We start from the raw sequence: 20,211 nt of genomic DNA on the forward strand, positions 1-20,211 counted from the left end.
GCGGGATCGGCGGTCAGACGTGATAGACGTCGATGACCTGGCGGATGTAGTCGTTCTTCAGGACGATCTTCTTGGCGGCGATGCGCAGACCGTCCCTGTCCCGCCGCAGGGTGACGAACATGGTCCCGAAGAACTGATCCGTGGCCTTGTAGCGGTGGTTCAGCGTGTGGAAGTTGTAGCGGACATCGACCTCGTCGCCTCGATCGGCCACCACCTCGACGTTCTGGACCGCGTGACTGGTGCGCGGCTCTGGTGTGGATGCGCCGGAGCGTTCCGTCTTGATGCGGAACACACGGTCTTCCAGCCCCTCGCGGTTCGGATAATAGATCAGCGAGATCTCGGACTGAGGATCCTCAGTCGTCTGGTCATTGTCGTCCCAGGCCGGCATCCAGTAGGAGGCATCGGACGCATAGCAGGTCAGCCACTCATCCCATTGCCGGTCATCCAGCAGTCGCGCTTCGCGATAAAGGAACGCGCAGATCGCGTGATGATCGATGCTCATGCCATCTCTCCCGTCTTCTCGCTGGACAGGGCATCGCGCATGACGCGGGCCCAGTATTCGTGCTGGCAGACGAACAGCCCTTCGTCCTCGCTGCGCTCTCCAGAGATCAGCGGGTTCAGACCCATGCGGCGGGCATTGTCGTCCGCGCCGTGGATCCACAGCGGCGCACCACGCGACATGTCGTTCCACAGCGGCGCGCTGCCGGCATAAGCGGTCTGGCAGGCACGGAATTCCTCCAGGTCGTCCGACGTGCCCATGCCGGACACGTTGAAGAAGTCCTCGTACTGGCGGATGCGGGTGGCGCGGTCTTCGGCACCTTCTCCCTTTGGTGCGAAGCAGAAGATGGTGACCTCGGTCCGGTCCACCGACAGCGGTCGGACTACGCGGATCTGAGTGCTGAACTGGTCCATCAGGAAGACGTTCGGATAGAGGCACAGGTTGCGCGTCTGGTTGACGATGAAGCCAGCCTTGTCCTCGCCCAAGCGGGCGGCAATCTCGTCGCGGCGGTTGAAGACCGGGCGCACCTCGGGATTGGCAGTGTTGGTCCACAGAAGGATATGGCCGTTGTCGAACCCGTAGACGCCAGCCTTGGATTTGCTCCAGCTGTTGGCATCGACCGCCTTGGTGCCGGTCTCGCTGCGGCGGTCCATTGTGGTGGCATAGTTCCAGTGGACCGAGCTGACGTGATAACCGTCGCAGCCGTTTTCCATCTGCAGCTTCCAGTTGCCGTCATAAATGTAGCTGGAATTCCCGCGCAGCACTTCCAGCCCCTCGGGGGCCTGGTCGACGATCTGGTCGATGACCACCGTGGTTTCGCCCAGGTAGTCGGTCAGTGGCACCACATCGGGGTTCAGGCTGCCGAACAGGAAGCCACGATAGCTTTCGAACCGGGCTACGCGGGTCAGGTCGTGCGAGCCATCGGTGTTGAACTGATCGGGATACTGGGTGGTCTTGGCATCCTTGACCTTCAGCAGCTTGCCGGTATTGGCAAATGTCCAGCCGTGGAACGGACAGGTGAAGCTGCCCTTGTTGCCCTGCTTGCGGCGACACAGCATTGCACCTTTGTGGGCACAGGCATTGATGACCGCGTTCAGCGTTCCGGTCTTGTCACGGGTGATGACGATGGGCTGGCGGCCGATCCAGGTGGTGTAGTAGTCGTTGACGTTGGGGATCTGGCTCTCATGGGCCAGATAAACCCAGTTACCCTCGAAGATGTGCTTCATCTCCAACGCGAACAGATCCTCGTTCGTGAAGATGTCACGGCGGCAGCGGAATAGCCCGGCCTGGGCGTCGTCCTGCACGGCTGTCGCCAGCAGGGTATCCAGATCGCGGGCCTTGTCGATGATCGCAGACATGCGTGGTCCTCCCCCAGGGGATGCGCCGGATACGGGCATGCCCTGCTCAGATGTCATTGGTGAAAGATGGATGCGGATCGAGGCAGCCGCGTCGGGTGGCTGCCCGCAGGGTTCCGTCAGGCTGCGGCGCGGCGGCGCTGTTCGTTCAGTTGGTTGTCGACGCCGTCGACGAGGGCCGTCAGGTGGATGTCAAAGGAGATTTCGGCAAAGGGGCCGGTCAGGTTGTTTGCGGTGATGCTGTCCGCATCGGTCCGTTCGATGACATGCGGCACCAGACCGTCGCGGGTGGCATATGCGAAATCGTCGTCGATCAGCGGATCACCCTCAATGTTGATCTGTGTGGTCAGCTTGCGGTGTCCCTCTCCGCTGACGAAGAAATGGATATGGGCGGGGCGCTGGCCGTGCCGTCCAAGCGCAGTCAGCAGCGCCTCGGTCGGGCTGCCAGGGGGAACGCCATATCCACTGGGCAGGATGCTCTGGAATTTGTAGCGGCCCTGGGCGTCGGTGACGATGGTCCGGCGCATGTTGAAGGGCGCCTGCTGGCCCGTCGGGTCAAAATGCGAATAGAAACCGCGCGTATCGCAGTGCCAGACCTCGACCTTGGCGTCCACCAGCGGCTGGCCGTCCGCACCATGGACCGTACCGTGCATGATCAGCGTATGGCCGTCCGTGTCACGCCCGTCATCCAGCCTCGCAAAACCCACCGATTCCGGAGCGCCCGCGACGTAGAGCGGACCCTCGATAGTGCGCGGCGTCGGGTTCTCGATCCCCAAGGCTGCGTCGATGGCGTCCAGCCGTTCGTCCATAAAGTGATCAATCCCCAGGCCGGGAGAGACGAGCCCCGCTTGCCCAGCTGCGCCCAAGTCGTTCAACCAGGCTACACCCTGCCAGTATTCGTCGGGGGTGATATCCAGATCGTCGATTGCCTTGAACAGGTCAGACATCAGGCGGTGCACGATCTGCTTCATGCGCGGATCGCCATCCTTGTTGTTCAGGCCGCTCAGCTCGTTCAGGAATTCCTGGACGTCGGGTCGGTTGAAGATGGTCACGGTCATTGGGTTCTCCTCCTGGATTCTTTTGGAAACTGGGTCGCGGGGCTCCCTCCCCGCCGTTGGGCATGACTAGCGGTCGTCCTCTCTGATGGCCGAGGGATGGCGCAGCAGTGGCGTGACGCTGATCTCCATGAACGGGAACAGCGGCAGGCCGGACAGGACCTGGTGCAACTCGTCATGGTCGCGCACGTCGAAGATGCTGCAGTTCGCGTATTGTCCGGCGATCCGCCAGATATGGCGCCACTTGCCGCTACGCTGCAGATCCTGGGAATAGGCCTTTTCCTGCGCAAGGATCCGGGTGGCCTCTTCGGACGCAAGGTCCCGGGGAAGATCGACCGTCATGATCACCTGGTACAGCATCGTCACACAACTCCTTTGGGCAGGCTGATCGTCTTGCGCAGTCCGTCGCGCGCGAAGAACGCCACGCGGTCCTCGTCCAAAGACAGTCCGAGACCGGGGCCGGCCGGAACCGTCAGCTCGAAGTCGCTGTAGTCCAGCGGCTCGGTCAGGATTTCTTCGGTGAGCAGCAGCGGTCCGAACAGTTCGGTCCCCCATTGCAGATTGGCGAAGGTCGAGAACGTATGGGCCGAAATCACCGTGCCCACCGCCCCCTCCAGCATCGTGCCTCCGTAAAGACCGATCCCCGCCGCATCGGCGATAGCCGCCACGCGCAAGGCGTTGAACGCGCCGCCGCTTTGCTCCAGCTTGACCGCATAGACGTCCGCACCCTGCACACGTGCGATCTCGAACGCGCTTTCGGGTCCGGTCAGTGATTCATCGGCCATCAGCGCGATCGGAAAGCGGCGCACCAGCCGACCCATCGCCGCGCTTGAGGCCACCGGTTGTTCGACCAGCACGCAGCCTGCATCGGCCAGCGCCGCCATGCCAAACGCGGCCTCCCCTTCGGACCAGGCCATGTTCACGTCGACGCGGATGGACGCCCTGTCGCCAAGCGCCTGCCCGATGGCCGCGACATGGGCAATATCGTCGCGCAGCGCCCGCGCACCAATCTTCAGCTTGAAGACACGGTGGCGGCGCAGGTCCAGCATGCGCTCGGCCTCTGCGATGTCGCGCGCCGTGTCGCCCGAAGCCAGCGTCCAGGCCACGGGCAGGCGATCCCGCCGCCGCCCGCCAAGCAGTTCGCTGACCGGCAGGCCGAGACGCCGACCATGGGCGTCCAGCAGTGCGGTCTCGACCGCGGACTTGGAAAAGCGATTATCGCGGACCATCCTGCCGATCCGCGCCATCAGCGACTGCACGCGGGTGGCATCCTGACCGATCATCAGCGGCGCGAACCACGTGTCGATATTGGTCTTCATGCTTTCGGGGCTTTCGCCGCCATAGGCCAGACCGCCGATGGTTGTCCCCTCGCCGACGCCAACGATACCGTCGCTGCAGTGGACGCGGACCAGCATCAGAACCTGACCGTTCATGGTCGCAACCGACAGCTTGTGCGGCCGGATGGTCGGCAGATCAAGGATCACCGCCTCGACCCGCGTGACGACGGGGGCGGCGGTGGTGGTGGAAGCGAGGGGGGCGAATGACTGGTTCATGAGGCCAAAATGCCTCCCCCACGGCGCCCCGTCCAACACCGTTTTGGTTTGAAACCATACCGTTTGGGTATTATGATCCGTCAAGTATCTAGGAATACCGTGCTGCTGCGGTGCAGAATACTTTGCGTGAAGGAAAGGACCCGATGGACCTGCGTCACTCCGTTACTTTGTCGCTGTCGCGAGAGAGCGCAACTTCACCCGTGCCGCGGAACAGCTGAACATCGCCCAGCCACCGCTGAGCCGGCAGATCCAGTTACTGGAGGAGGAGCTGGGCGTCGTCCTGATCACCCGCACAAGCCGGCCCGTGAAGCTGACCGACGCCGGACGGCTTCTCTATGAACAGGCCTTGCAGGTCCTTGGGCGCGTGGACCAGATGAAAGACGCCACACGGCGGGTGGGCATGAACCGCAATCGGGTGCTCTCCATCGGCTTCGTGGCCTCGACGCTGTATGGCGGGCTGCCGGTCCTGGTGCGCAAGCTGCGCCAGAATGCACCGGAACTGGATATCCAGTTGCTGGAGATGCTGTCGATCCAGCAGGTTTCTGCATTGAAAGAAGGCCGCATCGATATTGGGTTTGGCCGCATGCGCCATAACGATCCAAACGTCGTCGCCACGACCCTGCGCGAGGAGCGTCTGGTTGTCGCGCTGCCACAGGACTCGGTGCTGGCCCAGGACGAGGGCCCGATCCGGCTGTCCGTCATCGCGGACCAGCGGTTGATCGTCTATCCGAAGGAGCCGCGTCCCAGCTATGCCGACCAGGTTCTCAGTTTGCTGCAGGAGGAAGAGATCCGTCCCCACGATGTCCTGGAAGTCCGTGAGATCCAGACGGCGCTTGGGCTGGTCGCTGCGGATTCTGGGGTCTGCATCATCCCGTCATCCGCGAGGCAGATGCGGTCTGATGTCCGCTATCGTGTCATCGACAGCCCTCGTGCGACGTCTCCGGTAATCATGAACCATCGGGCTGGCGATACATCCCGCTATCTGGACCTGATCCGGCGCCTGATCCGCGAGATGTATGCCGAAAAACCCGCATGGCTGGCGGCCAACAACTTGGCCGCCCCGGACCCGGACCCCTGACGTCAGACCCGTTGCAGGGCGATCGCGATGCCTTGGCCCACGCCGATGCACATCATCGACAGGGATCGCCTGCCGCCGGTGCGGGCCAGTTCCAGCGCCGCCGTGCCGGTGATGCGCGCGCCCGACATGCCCAGGGGATGGCCAAGCGCGATGGCGCCGCCATTGGGGTTCACGCGCGGGTCATCGTCGGCAGTGCCCAGATCGCGAAGGGTCGCCAGACCTTGGCTGGCGAAGGCCTCGTTCAGCTCGATCACGTCGAAGTCGGTCTGGCCCAGCCCCAACCTGGCCATCAGCTTGCGCGCGGCGGGTGCCGGACCAAATCCCATGATCCGCGGCGCCACGCCCGCGACGGCTCCGCCCAGGATACGGGCGATGGGTGTCAGCCCGTGTCGGCGCGCGCCTGCCTCGGACGCGATGATCAGCGCTGCCGCACCGTCATTGACGCCAGAGGCATTGCCCGCCGTGACCGTCCCTCCCTTGCGGAAGGGCGCCTTCAAACCTGCAAGGGTCTCCAGCGTCGTTTGGCGCGGGTGTTCGTCGCGATCGACCCGGTTAGGGTCGCCCTTGCGCTGCGGAATCAGCACCGGGGTGATCTCTGCGTCGAACCGACCATTTCCCTGAGCCACGGCGGCTTTTTGCTGAGAGCGCAACGCGAACGCGTCCTGGTCTGCGCGGCTGATCCTGAAATCCTCGGCGACGTTCTCGGCCGTCTCGGGCATTGAATCGACTCCGTATTGCGCCTCCATCAGCGGGTTGACGAACCGCCAGCCGATGGTGGTGTCGTGAACGGATGCGCTGCGCGAGAACGCCGTTTCGGCCTTGGGCATCACGAAGGCGCGCGGGACATGCTTTCGACACCGCCGGCGATCATCAGATCCGCCTCTCCGGCGCGGATGGCGCGGGCGGCGGCGATGACCGCGTCCATGCCCGACCCGCACAGCCGGTTGATGGTCGTCCCGCCAACCTCAACCGGCAGGCCTGCCAGCAGCAGCGACATGCGCGCTACATTGCGGTTGTCCTCGCCCGCTTGGTTGGCGCAGCCGAAGATGACGTCATCGACCGCCTGCCAGTCGACACCCGCATTGCGCGCCATCAGCGCCCGCAGCGGAACGGCCCCCAGATCGTCGGCCCGGACCGACGACAGCGCACCTCCGAACCGGCCAATGGGCGTGCGGACATAGTCGCAGATATAGGCTTCGGTCATCTCATACCTCCGGAACGGTCAGGTCGGTCGCGGCACCATCCATATGCAGCAGGGCGCCGGTGAGCGATTGCAGAGCCTCAAACGACAGGGCGGCGAGCTTTTCGCGCAGAACGAACCGACCGCCCTCGATGTCGATGACCGCCAGCGAGGTATAGACCCGCGTCACGCAGGCCACCCCGGTCAAGGGCAAGGTGCAGGCTTCAACCAGCTTGGGCTTGCCGTCGCGGGTCACATGGTCGGTGATGACCGCCACACGCTTGGCCCCATGGACCAGATCCATTGCGCCGCCGACGGCGGGCACGCCCTTGGGGCCGGTTGACCAGTTTGCCAGATCGCCGTTCTGTGCGACCTGATAGGCCCCCAGGATCGCGACATCCAGATGCCCCCCGCGCACCATCGCAAAGCTGTCGGCGTGGTGAAAGAACGCGGTGCCGGGCCGGATCGTCACCGCCTTCTTTCCGGCATTGATCAGATCCCAGTCCTCCGCGCCCGCCGCGGGGGCCTCGCCGAAGCCGAGGATGCCGTTTTCGGTATGAAAGATCGCCTGGCGCCCGGTGGGCTGGAAGCGGGCGACCATTTCCGGAAATCCGATGCCCAGATTGACATAGGCTCCGTCGTGGATGTCCTGTGCGGCCCGCCACGCGATCTGCGCATTTGTCAGCTTGTCAGTCATACCGCCACCTCCGGGTATCGCGCCCCTGCGCGGTTCAGGTCCTCTTCCTGCGCCGGGTCCGGCACGTGGATAATCCCATCAACAAAGATTCCCGGCGTGATCACCGCCTCCGGGTCGATATCTCCCGGCGCGACCACATGGCTGACCTGCACGATCGTCCGCATCGCGGCCATCGCCATCAGCGGCGCAAAGTTGCGCGCGGCCATCCGGTAGGTCAGATTGCCCAGGTGATCCCCGGCCTCCGCCTTGATCAGCGCCACATCGGCTTTCAGCCAGCGCTCCTGCACATAGGACCGGCCGTCGAATTCGGCCACGGGCTTGCCCTGCGCCAGGTCGGTGCCGAACCCGGTGGGGGTGTAGAAGGCCGGGATGCCCGCCCCGCCTGCGCGGATGCGTTCGGCCAGCGTTCCTGCGGGACCAGCTCAAGGTCGATCTGCCCGGCCAGATAGCGCTCGGTGAACACCACCGGGTCTGCCGAGCGCGGAAAGGAACAGATCATCCGGGCCACCATGCCCTGCTCGATCATCGCCGCGATGCCGACATGACCGTTGCCGGCGTTGTTGTTGATCACCGTCAGGTTTCCGGGGCTACCGGTCGTCACAAAGCGGTCGATCAGGGCGTGGATGAGTTCGATCGGCGCGCCGGAGCCGCCAAACCCGCCGATCATTACCGTGGCACCGTTCGCGATTTGGGCCGTGGCCGCCGCCAACGTCGAGATGCGTTTGTCCATGAATGCTCCTCCGTATGGGGAGGGCTTACGGCGCGATAACAAACAAAGCTATCAGGTTTGGTCACATGTTGAGTTTTGTTCGGGCTGCGATTATTTCTGATCGCATGGCGAACAGAACTGACATCATCGGATCAATGGGCAAGGGACTGCAGGTCATCGAAGCCTTCGGCGCCGAGCGACCCCGCATGGCGATTTCCGAGGTGGCGGAGGCAACCGGCTTGGATCGGGCCACCGCCCGGCGCTGTCTGCTGACCCTGCACGAGTTGGGCTATGCTGATTACGACGGGAAGTTTTTCACCCTGACTGCGCGGGTGTTGCGCCTAGGCATGGGGGCTTGGCAGCGATGCCCTTGGCGCAGCTGGTCCAGCCTTGGCTGGACCAGCTGTCCGACCGGATCGGGCAATCGACATCCGTGTCGATCCTGGACGGCACCGAGATCGTCTATCTTGCCCGCGCGGCGCAGCGTCGGGTGATGTCGATCGGGCTGATGCCCGGATCACGCCTGCCCGTGCATTGCACTTCAATGGGGCGCGTCCTGCTGGCCGCCCTGCCCCGCGATCAGGCCCTGACGCTGATCATGACATCCGATCTGACGCCCCGGACCGCCCACAGCCTGACCGACCCCACCGAGATCATGGACCGGATCGACACTGCCCGTGTAGACGGGTACGCCGTCATCGATCAGGAGGTGGAGCCGGGACTGCGTTCCATCGCCGTCCCGCTGTATTCGGTGCATGGCCGGGTCATCGCCGCGGTCAATACCGGGGTCGCCGCGGTTAATGCCGATGCCGTGGATCTGGTCGGGCTGTATCTCGATCCGCTCCTGAAGGTTCAGGAAGGTCTGCGGCGCGTGCTGCGATAGCGCGACACGCCAAATTGCCGCAGATACCGTTAGCTACTGTCGCGTTACCCTTAATTCCGGCACACGGCGCATTGAGCAGCGTTTGTTGCCCTTAGATATGACGTTCAGACGCCAGCTTGCGGAAGTTTTTCCCTTTCCGCAGGACAATACGATCAACCGCTGCAAGAAGACCGGGTTCCAGTTCGAACGTACGAAGCATGGCAACTCTTGCGTCCTAGTCGAGGCCAGTGCTGAACATTGTCGCCTTGACCAGTGGACGTAACTTAGCCACGGCGAAGGCAGAAAGGCAGAAAGGCAGAAGAGTTTCACGTCGGGTTTGAGCCTAAAAAAGGCAAAAGCCGTATGTGCGTGAACGGACTTAAGCGCGTTGGCGTAGATAGCTGTACAAGCGGTCGAGGGACCGATGCCCGGCGCAGCGCCTCAGCACCAGCATCGCCACAGTCTCCGTCATTACCTTCCATCGATACCAACCGTCCAAATCTGCGCACCCTATGTCAGATTCAACAACAAGAATGTCGAGTTTAATGGCAAGATACTGTTTTTAGTGGCAAAGCCGCCCAATTGATTTATTTGACTTTTCTATACCGCATTTAAGGGCTATGCGACAGCCGGTGATGCACCGCCTGTCCTGGACGAGGATGAGGCGGAAGCAGAGAGCCTCGTCGATGCAGGCGCGGAAGCCGAAGATGAGCCGGCGGCCCGGGTCGCGACGGAAGCCCTTGTCGCAGCGGAGAGCAGTGATGCTAACTGACGGAAGCCCTGCTGACGATGGACTGCTTTGGCAGTATGACCCTTGCAGGACACATCAAACCCTGTGAGGTGGCAGTCCCGGCATTCGGCGGAACTGAACCGATGAGTATTGAATATCCCAAATGGTGAGTTACATTAGGTAGCATACCGCATAGGTTGTGTCGCTAGATGCTTCAGGCTTTTACGGGGAGGGTTCTGGCTGTGACGATCATTGGCAAAGACTTCGCGACGTTTCTGAGAGCCGTTGAAGCGGCGGGACATGCCGCCAGTCCGGGCGACATTCTATGTGACTCGCTCAGACGCGCGCAGCTGGTCTGTCTTGTTGCGAACGCCTCGACAGCCGCGGCAGTGCTGACGCGAACCGCTGTACGCTGAGACCGTCCGTTTCTTGCGCTGAAGTAGCGCACAGAAGGCTGTGCCGCCGAAAGCTATGCTGTTTCCGCTCTGACTGCAGCCGTAAAGAAATCCGGGACGGCTACCGTAGGGTGGAGCCGCTCAGCCTTTTGGAGAAAGCGACTTGGACCAGATCAAGCCAGCACACCGGCTTTTCGTCAGTTGGAGACCGCCTTGTACAGCTGATCCTGTTGCCGGATAAGCTTCTCATAGAGTACCCGATATTTGGTATTGTGGTTATAGGCTGATAGAGCCGACACGATCATATCAAGTTCGTCTTTTGTGGCGATGGCCATGATCACGTTGTTCCGCACGGTTGTCTCCGTCTTATTTTTTAATTTTTCGGCTATAACAGAGAGCGCACGCCTTGGTTGCACTGATTAACCGAAAGTTGATTTTCTGGCGGAAACGCGCTCAGTACGGGCTGGCACGCATTCAGATGGGGTATGACACCTGATGATGACGCGTCGCTCGTTGATATGCGCAGCCCTCTGCGCGAGCACTCCGCTGCTCCGTGCCGCGTTCGCGGACGATCCGCCGACACAATGGCAACAATGGCAGCGCCGCTATGTCAGTTCCGGCAGGGTGGTCGACGCACAGCAAGGCGGCATTTCTCATTCCGAGGGACAAGGATATGGTCTCCTGCTTGCTCAAGCGCATGGTGATCGCGAAGCGTTCGATGAAATCGACGCATGGACCCGACAACACCTTGCGATCCGCGATGATCGCCTGATGGCTTGGAAATGGCAGCCAGGTGCGGGCAACAATATCCCTGACTGGCACAATGCCACCGACGGCGATCTTTTTCGTGCCTGGGCACTGCTTCGAGCCGGACGGGACTCTGGGTGGACAGAGTATACTTACGCCGCTCTCAGAATTGCGCGAGATATTGCACGCCTTTGTCTTGCTCCCGATCCAAGGGCAGCGAATGGACCCCTGCTTCTGCCAGGCGCCGAAGCAAGGCGTGCCAAAAAACGTGTGCTGATCAATCCATCCTACATCATGCCACGTGCCTGCGTGAGTTGGGGGAAGCTGCGGGTGAGCCTGCGCTCGTTCAGGCAGCCGATCATGGAGAAACCGTACTTGCCGAACTGGCAGCCACTGGCTTCCTGCCAAACTGGGTGGATGTAACACGGGCAGGTTTCGCAAAGCCTGTAGAGCATGACTTTCGATGGGGATATGACGCTCTCCGCATCCCTCTTTATCTGACCTGGTCGAACAGAACCGATCACCCGGCAGTGCGTTCAGCAGCGAGCCATATGAGCGACGGTGCCTTGCCGGGACATGTCGTTGTTGAGGCGACACCACAGGGGGAGGTGTTACAGGCCAGCGACCGCGCAGGATTCACCGCTATTCGACGCTTGATAGACTGTGCAAATATTGATGTTTCATCAGCCGTCATTGGTGCTGACTACTATTCCGATACCCTGCTGATGCTCATTGAGCTGGCCTTCCGGGAAGGGGAATGCAACACGCCGGCGCAATAAGGGAATGCACCTCTAGATGGTAGTGACCGGTATGGATTACTCGCCTAAGCTGACTTGACGGAAATCATCAGCTTGGATCGCAGCCTTATGAGATACAGCAGACCAGTTATCGGCATCCTTCTGATCATCCTGTCGGTCTGGGTGATCGTGGGCGAACAGATGTCCGGAGCAAGCGCGGATGCGGTTGTCAATGCGCCGATCGTTACGATCCGGGCGCGGTTGCCGGAAACCTGACGATCCCCGAGCGACAGCTGGGCGGCCGGGTCACGCAAGGCGAGGTGCTGGCCAGCATTGAGACCCGATCGCCGATCGCGTCAGGCTCAACGATCTGCTGATGGAAGTCCGGCTGGAGGAGGCTGCGCGCGCTCAGATCGCAACTCTACTGGCAGAAACCAGTGCGATCCGCGATGACCTGGACCGGCGTGCGGACATCTTTCGCACGAACCGGCTAGAGGAGCTGCGAACGCGCCTGACGCACGCCCGATCGCGTCTGGCCATTCTGGAGCAAGAGCAAGCCACCGTGCCTGACCCGCGCCTGCTGGACGCGGTCGAGGAGAACGACCAGCGCCTGCCTGCCGAACCGAGGCTGGATGCGCTCGTGCTTGATCATGCGCGCGAACGCGTGGCGATCCTGCAGATCGCGCTTGGCGCCGCGCAACAGGGCGTGTTTCTGGGCGACGGCTACAACGACGCGCCCAATGCCGAACAGCGCAGCGTCGAATTGCGCAGCGAAATCGCCACCCTGAACACGCGGCTGGCCGAAGCCGATGCCAGGCTGACCGCGGTCGGTGAGCGCGCCGACCGCGAACGTCTGCGGGTCAACAGCCAGATCGGCGGCGACCTGCAAAGCCCTGTGACCGGCATCTTCTGGGATGTGCTTCAGGCCGACGGGGTCAACGTTCAGCGCGGCGATCCGCTGCTGCGGCTCGTAGATTGCAATTCCACGGTGGTGACCCTGTCGGTAACTGAGCGCACCTACAACGATCTGGCCGTCGGCCAGCCCGCGCGCTTTAGACTTGCAGGCTCTTCTGAAGTCCATGATGCCACCGTGGCACGCCTTGCCGGAAGCGGCGCCGCTGCGATCTATCAAGCGATGGCGGTCGCCCCCAGCCAGCAACACCTGGAACGATTCGACGTGGCACTGATCGTTCCTGCACTTCGCGACGGGGGGGGCGGACAACTGTGTCATCGGCCAGACGGGCCGTGCCTTCTTTGAAACGCGCCCGCTGGACAGCCTTCGCGGGCTCTTCAACTAAGATGCCGGACATCCTGCTTCTCAGCCAGCTCGGATCCAGCGCAGTCCACCTGCTGCTGGTCCTGGGCGTTGGGCTGACGCTGAGGTCCTGGGTGGATGTGTACAGCACCCTGCACCGCGCGATCCTGCTGGGCATCGGCTTTCTGCTGGCGGTACGCTATATCTGGTGGCGGGGAACCGAAACGCTGGCGTCACCCGGCCTGACTCTGGACATGCTGGCCAGCTGGTCGCTGTTCGCGCTCGAGTTTCTGGCGCTGGCAGGATCCGCCAGCGCCTTCATCATCATGTCGCGCATCAGGATCCGCAGCGCCGAAGCGGACGCCCACGAGGGGTGGTGGGGCGAGAGAGAACCGCGCGTCGCGATCCTGATCGCCACCTACAACGAGGATCTGGAGGTCTTGGAACGCACCATCGTTGGCGCGAAGTTCCTGCGCCACCGGAACAAGGAGGTCCTAGTCCTCGACGATAGCCGCCGGGACTGGCTGCGCGACTATTGCGCGCAACAGCAGGTCCGCTACATGCGGCGTCCAGACAACAAGGGGTCCAAGGCAGGCAACATCAATCACGCGCTGGATCGTTTGGCCGAAGACCCGGTTCCACCAGATTTTGTGGCTGTTCTGGACGCTGACTTCGTTCCCCATCGCGGCTTTCTAGGGCGCAGTCTGGCGCTGTTTCATGATCCCGACGTGGCGCTGGTCCAGACTCCCCAGCACTTCTTCAATGCCGACCCAATCCAGCACAATCTTGGGATCAGCCAGTCCTATCCAGACGAACAGCGGTTCTTTTTCGATCACATGCAGCCCTGTCGCGACGCGTGGGGCATCGCCATCTGCTGCGGTACTTCGTCCATTTGCCGTTGGTCCGCGCTTCGCGAGATTGGTGGCTTTCCGACGGAGAGCGTAACCGAAGATTTCATGCTGACGCTGGCCTTGCAGGAACGCGGGCTCAAGACCGTCTATCTGTCCGAACCCCTGACCGAGGGCCTGGCCCCCGAGGGGCTCAAAGAATACGTGACGCAGCGCGCCCGCTGGTGCCTGGGGCTGATGCAGATTGCCCGCTCCAGCCTGGGTCCGCTGTCAGCCAGCAAACTGCGCCTGCGCGATCGCTGGAGCGTCATCGATTCGATCTTTTTCTGGATGACCAGCTTTTCGTTCCGCATCGCGGTGGTCGTCTATCCGTTGCTGTACTGGTTCTTCAACATCATTGTGGTGGACGCGTCCCTGCCCGACGTGATCACGTTCTTCGGGTGTTATTTCCTGTGGTCATTTCTGGTCCTTCGAACGCTGATGCCGGGAATGTTCGTCCCGATCCTGCATGATGTCAGCCAGCTGATCGGCGCGATCGCGATTAGCCGCGCGGCGTTCACTGGCATGTTCCGACCCAAGGGGCATCCGTTTTCAGTTACGGCAAAAGGGGGCGACCGTACCAAGGTTACAGTCCAGTGGGCCCTGATGCGGCCGTTCCTGGTACTATTGGTACTGACTGTGCTGGCCCTGACCGTCGGCATCGTGTCCGACCGGTTCGCCTTCAACGACGCGGGCGACGGAAAATGGGTCGTGATCTTCTGGACGATCTACAACGTGTTCGTGCTGACACTGACGGTGCTGGCGTGCATCGAGCTGCCGCGCCGGGAACGGCATATCGCGGACCTGCCGGACCGTGCGGTCTTCATCGTCGACGGCGATATCCGGCGTCAGTGGATCAGCGCGATGAACATGGACGAAGCACGGCTGCGCGGAAAAATCTATCCCGCAGGCACCGAGGCCAAGCTGCGGATCGCCAAGATCGGCGACATTCCTGTAACCGTCATCGCCGAGACGGTGGACGGAAACCGCGTGCGCCTGACGCCGACACCGGACCAGCGCGAAGCCTGATGCTGCGTTTTTATGCCGAGGGCGCGGCCCCAGGCACAGGGCGAGCACAGCTTGGCGGCATCCTGGCGGGTATGGGTCGGCGACTGTCGTTTAGCTCTCGCCGCTGACCGGATCGCGCTGGAGGCGTGCCAGCGCGGTTGACAGCTGTGCCGCCTCTACCGTGATGCGGCTGTTGGCGGGGTAATTCTGCGATCCTTCGGAGATCTGCTCAGCGGATTTCGCCAGGCGTGAGAGGGGTGCGAGAATGAGGCGCGAGTAGATCATGGTGATGAGAAATACCAACGCCAGAGCCACGAGAGCGGCGTAATGAGCCCCGTTGCGGATCAGGTCGACGCCGAAACTCACGCTATTGGCATCCAGTCGACCAATCATCCGCCATCCGAAGCTCGGCAGCTCACCGGACGTGACTTCTGGCACGATCGTCGAGAAGTAGTCGCGGCCGTCAGGCCAGGTCTCCCGCCCCTCGGCGCTTATTCCTGTCTGGGCGGTCCGTAATATCTGCAGGTCGGCTTCCGTTGGTGCCTGATCAGTGGAGGAGGCCGATATCGTACCGCCCGGATTTATGAGGTAGAGATCAATACCGAACCTCTCAGAAGTCTCCCGCAGATAGTCAGCGAGCCAGTTGGCATTGATGTGCATGCCGATGACGCCTGAAATATCACCGCTTTTATCCTGCACCGGACGTGCCAGATCGATAAAGCGCAGGGGTTCGTCACTGTTGCCACCGAGCAGTTGGGCGAGCAGAACCGCATCATGTACATCGCCCGCAAAACCACCCGTCAGACCGTTGCGGTACCAAGGGCGTTCGCTGACATCCTGCCCCACCAGAAGATCGTTTGTTGCCGAAACCACGATCCCACTGAGATCGGCGTAGCCGACCCATGAAATACGGGTGGGATTACCCCCTGCGCCTGTCATCAGATATGATAGTTGATCGGGGGTCAGCTTGCTTGCCTGCTCGGTAAGGAAGATGAGATTGTGCCAATCGCGCTCCAGCATTCGGGCAAGCTCACCCGCCGCGGCAGTCGTGCGGAAGCGTGAGGCAAATGCCAACGTACTGTCGGTGAAACGATCGCCCCTGAGATAGACGAAGGCGGCACAGACGACGGTGACGGCCGCTAGGCAGGCGAGGCAGAAGAGAACGACCGAGCGCCGCAGCGTCATGGGATGCGCTGATGTCATTTCAAACCTCAAAATGTGTTGATGGAAAAGCCGGCAAAAAACTCCTCGGAGCTGAGCTTGTATCCAACGCGCAGGCTGACCGAGCTCCCGGCCAGTCGCTTCTGCACGGCCACTGTAGTTTCGCTGTAGGTCTCGCTGGCGCCACGCGACAGCTCGATACCGAGATCTGCCGGTGCATAGGTGACTTGGGTCAGAAGAAACCAGGAATTGTGGACCGTACTCGCCTCGCCCAGGAAATACGCCGAGCCGAAATCGGTTGGAAAGTAGCGGTCAGCGACCAGCCTCAGCCCCGCTTCGAAATCATCGCCCTCTCCATCGTCGTCTTGATAACCCACTGTCGGCCCCACCTTCAGGTAAACAGGTGCGTTTAACGGAAGGGCATAGGCGACGCTGACAGAGCCTGAGCGGCCGTCGTCGTAATCGGCATAGCTAATGCCGTATGCAAAGGATCCCCGGGACACAGCACCCACGGCAGTTTGCGTCTGACCTCCGATGTCGATCTGGAGGAACTCGCCATCCGCCAGTACTGGCTGGACAAGGAAGGCCCCGGCAATAATTGCGGAGAGGAGAACTATCCTGTGGGGCATGGTCGCCTCATGAGTGAACTGAAGCCATACTATGCACGTAATGCGACTGCATCCTAGGGGGGAATGGGATTTGCATAGTTGTGTGGGCATCGGCAATACGAGGCATAAACATCCGACAATTGCGGCACCCAATACCGCGATAGGACCTGTACTAGCTTACGTTGAACGGCTGGCGCAAATTGTCACCTGCCATCCCAGCCCGTTGCAGACGCTGGAAACCATCGAGCGTGCAAAGCGGCAGCGGGACGATGCCACGTTCCATCGCGACGGACGTGCATGACTGTTAGTGCAGCGCAGGTCTAGAAGCGCAATCGTGGCTTTGATAACAAACCAACTGGTTGGGCTGGCGGCCTGCTACGTGCACGAGACGCAATTTCAATGTAATGGGAAAGAAAATTTTCCGTAGCGACCCGAGCCCAAAAGATTTTGAGGATTAAAATATTCAGGCCAACTTGCGAACGGCAGTGTCGTCACGAAGCTCAATATTTGAAGAATGAACAGCGCTACCGGCAGAATAATCAGCACTAGGGTACATGCCCAAATGAACGCCAAAAAAAGCTCGGTCCTGATCTGCCTTAGCTTTTGCATTCGCACGCCTTTGCTTTAATGTCAGCGAGCCTTTGCTGGCGATTAGATCAATAGTCTCAAGCTCACTGATCATGCGCATGATACGCATACGAATGAAGGCTTCATCCTCGGTTCCAATATCGATACGTGGAATCCCGGTCCTGCAGGCGCTGATGACTGCCTTTGCATGGGCGAGATTCGCTGCTAGATCCTTGCTGGTATTCACCCGATAGTCCATCACCTGCTCCTTTAGCTCCATCTCGCTATATACGGCGCATCCTAAGGAAGAGATAATTCACGAACGGGTTGATGTGGTCGTTGGCGATTTTAACAGGTTGCTGAATTAGCCGCCGATCAGGAAGGCGTTTCTTGAGGTCGTCGGAACTGACAGAGGATACCACGGCTCACGGCCCCTCTGATCGACGACCGATTTTTCCCCGCGACCTCATCGGGCCAGCAACCGCAGCACTCGGGCGAGGTTGCTGGCTGCCGTCGTCAAGGTGAACTGAGCGCCCACTCGTTTTATGCCCCGCAGCATGGTCTGTGCGACAAACCACCGGAAGATGTAGATTATACCGCATCTGCTCTATCATTTGCCGCTCTGAGCGGACCGAGAACAGGATCTGCAGCAGGCAGGCCCGGATCAGTCGTTCCGGCGCAATCGAAGGACGGCCGAAATCGACACAGAGCGCCGCGAAATCTGCATCCAAGCTGAACAGGGCTTCGTTGACGACCTGCCGGATCTTGTGCAGCGGATTCCGAGCCGAAATGCGCTCTTCAATGTCGACATAGTTGAACAGCGATCTGCTCGTCTCGTCCACATCCCGCATGGCCTTCCCCATCAGACCGCCCGGAAAGTGAATCATGTTACGGTTTCAGCGTTCAGAAGAGCGTTTTTCAGCAGCGTGTTAAATGCGCAGGAGGCAAGCCTGCTATAGTGCCAAATGGTTACATAAGGTTTATCTAAGTTGGAAAAATCGCTGGCCAGACAGTCGCTCCTCCCAAAGCCGCTGCCTGACCGGCATGTAATGTATCGCCAATTGCTTGCTCGGAACGCCTGTTTATTTGGGCAGGTTTGTTTGTGGCCGCTCCCAAGCAGGGCATCTGCGCTTTCATGCCAGACAATACCCAACTGTCGTCGTTTGAACGTGGAAGAACACCGTGCCTGGCCCGCCTATCGAGAGACACGTTTAGCGTGGCGGGCAGTTTGCCGGGCCGCCCAAGCAGCTTACGCATGGCGCATATTCAGCACCGTCGCAGAGGGTTAACCGATGCGCCAGTACCCCGCAGATGCAATCAACACTTCAGAGGCGCGAAATTCCTGACAGCGCTGCCAGGCGGGCGGAGATGATCTGCTCACGCGTCTCGCAAACATGGATGATCTGCTGAGATCCCCGCTGGTACAGGGCGAGGATGGTGGCGCCCTCAGGGCCGTTGTCGATATTGAACTCGGTAACTGCCTCGAACTGTATCACCACGGGGTTTCTGTCGGGCATTCTGGTCAGCGTCATCCGGGGCATAACATGCCACTCCCTGCGCAAATCTAAGATCAGGCATCATACTGAACCAGTTAGTTTGTTAAGTCATGTCTTTTGTAAGAGCTAATTGCGTTCTCAGATCCCGATAGACGTCCGAACCACAGGAGATTATCGGTCGAGGTGCTATCGCGACTGCCTTGTAGCCGACCGACTGCTTGCGGATGCGCTGCGCACTTGCCCAGAGCAAGCATTCCGCGTCGCACCGTCGATGGCCCTAATCATGGCCACCTGCATGTCCAGCCTGTCCCGCAGATCGCGGTAGATCGCGTTGTGGTCATAGGCTGTCAAGGCAGTCTCGATAAGCGTCCAGTCCTCACCGGAGATGGACAGGCGAAGCGTCGTCTCATTCGGAACACGCAGCATACTGGTGACCTCAAACAACTACACGCTGAATGTACGCAAACTCTACACGTTGTGCACTTGACTATAAGTACAGGCCTGATGGGTGCCTGAAGCCGCCGATTGCAATGAAGCAGCAGCCGCCGGCATGAACGTATCCTTGAAGTCCCTACCTGACTGCACCGCCGGGATAGTCGAACGGGCTGACTGTCCGCTCGATGATCCGGATTTCGGTAAACAAGCCCGTTGCGAAGCTGGCAGTCTCGCTGGACGGACCGTCCAAGAGTACTCGCATCTTGGGCTACCGCTTCATCTCATTTGTAATCGATAAACCACGATTACTAGAACGCCGCGCATCGCGGGTCGCGTTAACCTTGCAAAAAGTGCAAGTCCGTACGGTCGGGAGACCCCTGTGAAAGGAGCTTCCCGTGATCACGTTCAGCATTCGAGGCGATCAACTGATCGTCGATCCCGCCGTCGGCACCAACTCCTCCCAAGGCACGGCGACGGTGCAATGGGGCCGCCAGATCTGGGCCAAGGACCACCGCATCGAAATCACCGCCATCAACGACACGGGGACGGAGCTGACCGGCAGAAGCGGGATCACCGGGCTGAAGGTCTTTGACGGATCGGGCAAGCAGGTCGCCGAGTACCGGCCGATGAACCCCGGCCAGACCGCCAACATCCAGAGCGATCTCTCGGGCCTGGGGGACGATTATGCCCGGATCAACACGTCGGTGATGCAGCCTGCACCGGGGTCGCCCTGGATCGGGCCGATCATGATCACGAATGGCGACAATTCGTTCGCGACGCTGCCGCAGACATTCCCCGTGGGCAATGGCGCCTATGATATCGCCCCCACGCTGTCCCGTCCCCTGGCAGCGCCCTGCTTCGGTCCGGACGTGCGTGTCGATGTCGCCCGTGCGGGCATGATCCCGGTCCGGGATGTCCGGGTGGGTGACGCGATCCTGACCGCCGACGGGCGCCAGCCCGTGCTTTGGACGGACCGGCGACACTGTTCCGGCAAGACCCCGCAGGACTGGCCCGTCGATCTGAACGGGGAGCTGTTCTCTCCCCTTCACAGGATCCTCTGGCACGGGCGGTGGGCGAAGGCCAAGCACCTTGCCGAGGCCGGGCGTGCCACGCTGCGGCCCGATCACGGCCCGATCGACTACTCATCACATCCTGTTGCCAGTGCACTCAGTTATCCGTGACCGCCCCGCCAACCGG

18 protein-coding genes and 5 pseudogenes are annotated in these 20,211 nt (G+C 61.0%); 9 read left to right on the forward strand and 14 right to left on the reverse strand.

All coding sequences use genetic code 11. The features are described from left to right. Positions 1-13 precede the first annotated feature (13 nt). The 5 genes from benB to TY51_RS06530 all read right to left on the reverse strand — a co-directional run bounded on the left by benB (position 14) and on the right by TY51_RS06530 (position 4,462). Positions 14-502 (reverse strand): benzoate 1,2-dioxygenase small subunit, encoded by a 489-nt coding sequence (benB, locus tag TY51_RS06510; protein ID WP_042247427.1) that lies wholly within the window; start codon positions 500-502, stop codon positions 14-16. After that, positions 499-1,857 (reverse strand): Rieske 2Fe-2S domain-containing protein, encoded by a 1,359-nt coding sequence (locus TY51_RS06515; RefSeq protein ID WP_042247429.1) that lies wholly within the window; start codon positions 1,855-1,857, stop codon positions 499-501. The genes benB and TY51_RS06515 overlap by 4 nt, the downstream gene beginning before the upstream one ends. A 116-nt stretch (positions 1,858-1,973) precedes the next feature. Continuing rightward, positions 1,974-2,912 (reverse strand): catechol 1,2-dioxygenase, encoded by a 939-nt coding sequence (gene catA, locus TY51_RS06520; RefSeq protein ID WP_042247431.1) that lies wholly within the window; start codon positions 2,910-2,912, stop codon positions 1,974-1,976. 66 nt (positions 2,913-2,978) lie between these two features. Continuing rightward, a complete protein-coding gene (gene catC / locus TY51_RS06525) occupies positions 2,979-3,269 on the reverse strand; it encodes a muconolactone Delta-isomerase (protein WP_042247433.1) in 291 nt (96 codons plus the stop codon). A gap of 2 nt (positions 3,270-3,271) precedes the next feature. Beyond that, positions 3,272-4,462 carry a muconate/chloromuconate family cycloisomerase gene (locus TY51_RS06530; protein ID WP_042247435.1) on the reverse strand — a complete coding sequence of 397 codons (1,191 nt, stop codon included), beginning with the start codon at positions 4,460-4,462 and terminating at the stop codon, positions 3,272-3,274. 214 nt (positions 4,463-4,676) lie between these two features. On the opposite strand from TY51_RS06530, the pseudogene TY51_RS24485 reads away from it, so the two are divergent. Both TY51_RS24485 and TY51_RS06535 read left to right on the forward strand, forming a co-directional pair. Beyond that, positions 4,677-4,730, forward strand: a pseudogene (locus tag TY51_RS24485) (hypothetical protein); the annotation flags it as partial. 36 nt (positions 4,731-4,766) lie between these two features. Next, positions 4,767-5,540, forward strand: coding sequence for a LysR substrate-binding domain-containing protein (locus TY51_RS06535; protein ID WP_373960452.1), 774 nt, complete (start codon positions 4,767-4,769; stop codon positions 5,538-5,540). A 2-nt stretch (positions 5,541-5,542) separates the two neighbouring features. Here TY51_RS06535 and pcaF read toward each other — a convergent pair. The 3 genes and pseudogenes from pcaF to TY51_RS06550 form a co-directional block, all read right to left on the reverse strand. Beyond that, a pseudogene (pcaF, locus tag TY51_RS06540) lies at positions 5,543-6,744 on the reverse strand (3-oxoadipyl-CoA thiolase). Between the two features lies 1 nt (position 6,745). Further along, complete coding sequence (locus TY51_RS06545; protein WP_042247438.1) at positions 6,746-7,417, reverse strand: 3-oxoacid CoA-transferase subunit B; 672 nt, start codon at positions 7,415-7,417, stop codon at positions 6,746-6,748. Then, positions 7,414-8,147: pseudogene (locus TY51_RS06550) on the reverse strand (3-oxoacid CoA-transferase subunit A). The gene TY51_RS06545 and the pseudogene TY51_RS06550 overlap by 4 nt, the downstream one beginning before the upstream one ends. Before the next feature lie 104 nt (positions 8,148-8,251). On the opposite strand from TY51_RS06550, the pseudogene TY51_RS06555 reads away from it, so the two are divergent. Continuing rightward, positions 8,252-9,009: pseudogene (locus TY51_RS06555) on the forward strand (IclR family transcriptional regulator C-terminal domain-containing protein). 1,301 nt (positions 9,010-10,310) lie between these two features. Here the strand turns inward: TY51_RS06555 and TY51_RS21770 are convergent. Then, positions 10,311-10,466, reverse strand: a complete 156-nt coding sequence (locus tag TY51_RS21770) for a hypothetical protein (protein ID WP_197054674.1) — start codon at positions 10,464-10,466, stop codon at positions 10,311-10,313. 142 nt (positions 10,467-10,608) lie between these two features. Here TY51_RS21770 and TY51_RS20865 point away from each other — a divergent pair, with 142 nt between their 5' ends. The 5 genes from TY51_RS20865 (at position 10,609) to TY51_RS06565 (ending at position 14,768) form a co-directional block, all read left to right on the forward strand. Then, complete coding sequence (locus TY51_RS20865; protein ID WP_081994747.1) at positions 10,609-11,283, forward strand: glycosyl hydrolase family 8; 675 nt, start codon at positions 10,609-10,611, stop codon at positions 11,281-11,283. A gap of 128 nt (positions 11,284-11,411) precedes the next feature. Further along, the gene (locus TY51_RS24490; RefSeq protein WP_373960453.1) at positions 11,412-11,639 is read left to right on the forward strand and encodes a hypothetical protein; all 228 of its coding nucleotides are present in this window, start codon (positions 11,412-11,414) and stop codon (positions 11,637-11,639) included. Positions 11,640-11,693: 54 nt separating this feature from the next. Beyond that, entirely contained in the window at positions 11,694-11,873 is a 180-nt protein-coding gene (locus TY51_RS23235; protein ID WP_231558936.1) for a hypothetical protein, read from the forward strand. Positions 11,874-11,973: 100 nt separating this feature from the next. Next, complete coding sequence (locus TY51_RS06560) at positions 11,974-12,855, forward strand: HlyD family efflux transporter periplasmic adaptor subunit (protein WP_231558937.1); 882 nt, start codon at positions 11,974-11,976, stop codon at positions 12,853-12,855. Positions 12,856-12,896: 41 nt separating this feature from the next. Next, complete coding sequence (locus TY51_RS06565; protein WP_231558938.1) at positions 12,897-14,768, forward strand: glycosyltransferase; 1,872 nt, start codon at positions 12,897-12,899, stop codon at positions 14,766-14,768. 90 nt (positions 14,769-14,858) lie between these two features. Here TY51_RS06565 and TY51_RS06570 read toward each other — a convergent pair whose 3' ends face one another. From TY51_RS06570 to TY51_RS06590, 5 genes and pseudogenes are all read right to left on the reverse strand, one after another. Continuing rightward, positions 14,859-15,932 (reverse strand): cache domain-containing protein, encoded by a 1,074-nt coding sequence (locus TY51_RS06570; protein ID WP_042247440.1) that lies wholly within the window; start codon positions 15,930-15,932, stop codon positions 14,859-14,861. 26 nt (positions 15,933-15,958) lie between these two features. Beyond that, positions 15,959-16,537, reverse strand: coding sequence for a hypothetical protein (locus TY51_RS06575; protein ID WP_052649885.1), 579 nt, complete (start codon positions 16,535-16,537; stop codon positions 15,959-15,961). Between the two features lie 442 nt (positions 16,538-16,979). Then, a complete protein-coding gene (locus TY51_RS06580) occupies positions 16,980-17,342 on the reverse strand; it encodes a hypothetical protein (RefSeq protein ID WP_042247442.1) in 363 nt (120 codons plus the stop codon). A 309-nt stretch (positions 17,343-17,651) separates the two neighbouring features. Further along, positions 17,652-17,934 (reverse strand): annotated as a pseudogene (locus tag TY51_RS20870) (transposase); the annotation flags it as partial. Positions 17,935-18,408: 474 nt separating this feature from the next. Beyond that, a complete protein-coding gene (locus TY51_RS06590; RefSeq protein ID WP_197054676.1) occupies positions 18,409-18,615 on the reverse strand; it encodes a hypothetical protein in 207 nt (68 codons plus the stop codon). A gap of 794 nt (positions 18,616-19,409) precedes the next feature. Here TY51_RS06590 and TY51_RS06600 point away from each other — a divergent pair. After that, positions 19,410-20,195 (forward strand): hypothetical protein, encoded by a 786-nt coding sequence (locus tag TY51_RS06600; RefSeq protein WP_042247447.1) that lies wholly within the window; start codon positions 19,410-19,412, stop codon positions 20,193-20,195. Positions 20,196-20,211: the final 16 nt, after the last annotated feature.

This window comes from Paracoccus sp. PAMC 22219 (assembly GCF_000787695.1).
In the GTDB taxonomy this organism is placed as follows: Bacteria; Pseudomonadota; Alphaproteobacteria; order Rhodobacterales; family Rhodobacteraceae; genus Paracoccus.

What these genes read in the sequence shown, in the direction of transcription:
- TY51_RS06570 (WP_042247440.1), bottom strand. Translation starts at nt 15,932, where the DNA reads ATGACGCTGCGGCGCTCGGTCGTTCTCTTCTGCCTCGCCTGCCTAGCG.
- TY51_RS20865 (WP_081994747.1), top strand. Translation starts at nt 10,609, where the DNA reads ATGATGACGCGTCGCTCGTTGATATGCGCAGCCCTCTGCGCGAGCACT.
- TY51_RS06515 (WP_042247429.1), bottom strand. Translation starts at nt 1,857, where the DNA reads ATGTCTGCGATCATCGACAAGGCCCGCGATCTGGATACCCTGCTGGCG.
- TY51_RS06590 (WP_197054676.1), bottom strand. Translation starts at nt 18,615, where the DNA reads ATGACGCTGACCAGAATGCCCGACAGAAACCCCGTGGTGATACAGTTC.
- benB (WP_042247427.1), bottom strand. Translation starts at nt 502, where the DNA reads ATGAGCATCGATCATCACGCGATCTGCGCGTTCCTTTATCGCGAAGCG.
- TY51_RS24490 (WP_373960453.1), top strand. Translation starts at nt 11,412, where the DNA reads ATGAGCGACGGTGCCTTGCCGGGACATGTCGTTGTTGAGGCGACACCA.
- TY51_RS06545 (WP_042247438.1), bottom strand. Translation starts at nt 7,417, where the DNA reads ATGACTGACAAGCTGACAAATGCGCAGATCGCGTGGCGGGCCGCACAG.
- catA (WP_042247431.1), bottom strand. Translation starts at nt 2,912, where the DNA reads ATGACCGTGACCATCTTCAACCGACCCGACGTCCAGGAATTCCTGAAC.
- TY51_RS06580 (WP_042247442.1), bottom strand. Translation starts at nt 17,342, where the DNA reads ATGGACTATCGGGTGAATACCAGCAAGGATCTAGCAGCGAATCTCGCC.
- TY51_RS06575 (WP_052649885.1), bottom strand. Translation starts at nt 16,537, where the DNA reads ATGCCCCACAGGATAGTTCTCCTCTCCGCAATTATTGCCGGGGCCTTC.
- TY51_RS06565 (WP_231558938.1), top strand. Translation starts at nt 12,897, where the DNA reads ATGCCGGACATCCTGCTTCTCAGCCAGCTCGGATCCAGCGCAGTCCAC.
- catC (WP_042247433.1), bottom strand. Translation starts at nt 3,269, where the DNA reads ATGCTGTACCAGGTGATCATGACGGTCGATCTTCCCCGGGACCTTGCG.
- TY51_RS06560 (WP_231558937.1), top strand. Translation starts at nt 11,974, where the DNA reads ATGGAAGTCCGGCTGGAGGAGGCTGCGCGCGCTCAGATCGCAACTCTA.
- TY51_RS06530 (WP_042247435.1), bottom strand. Translation starts at nt 4,462, where the DNA reads ATGAACCAGTCATTCGCCCCCCTCGCTTCCACCACCACCGCCGCCCCC.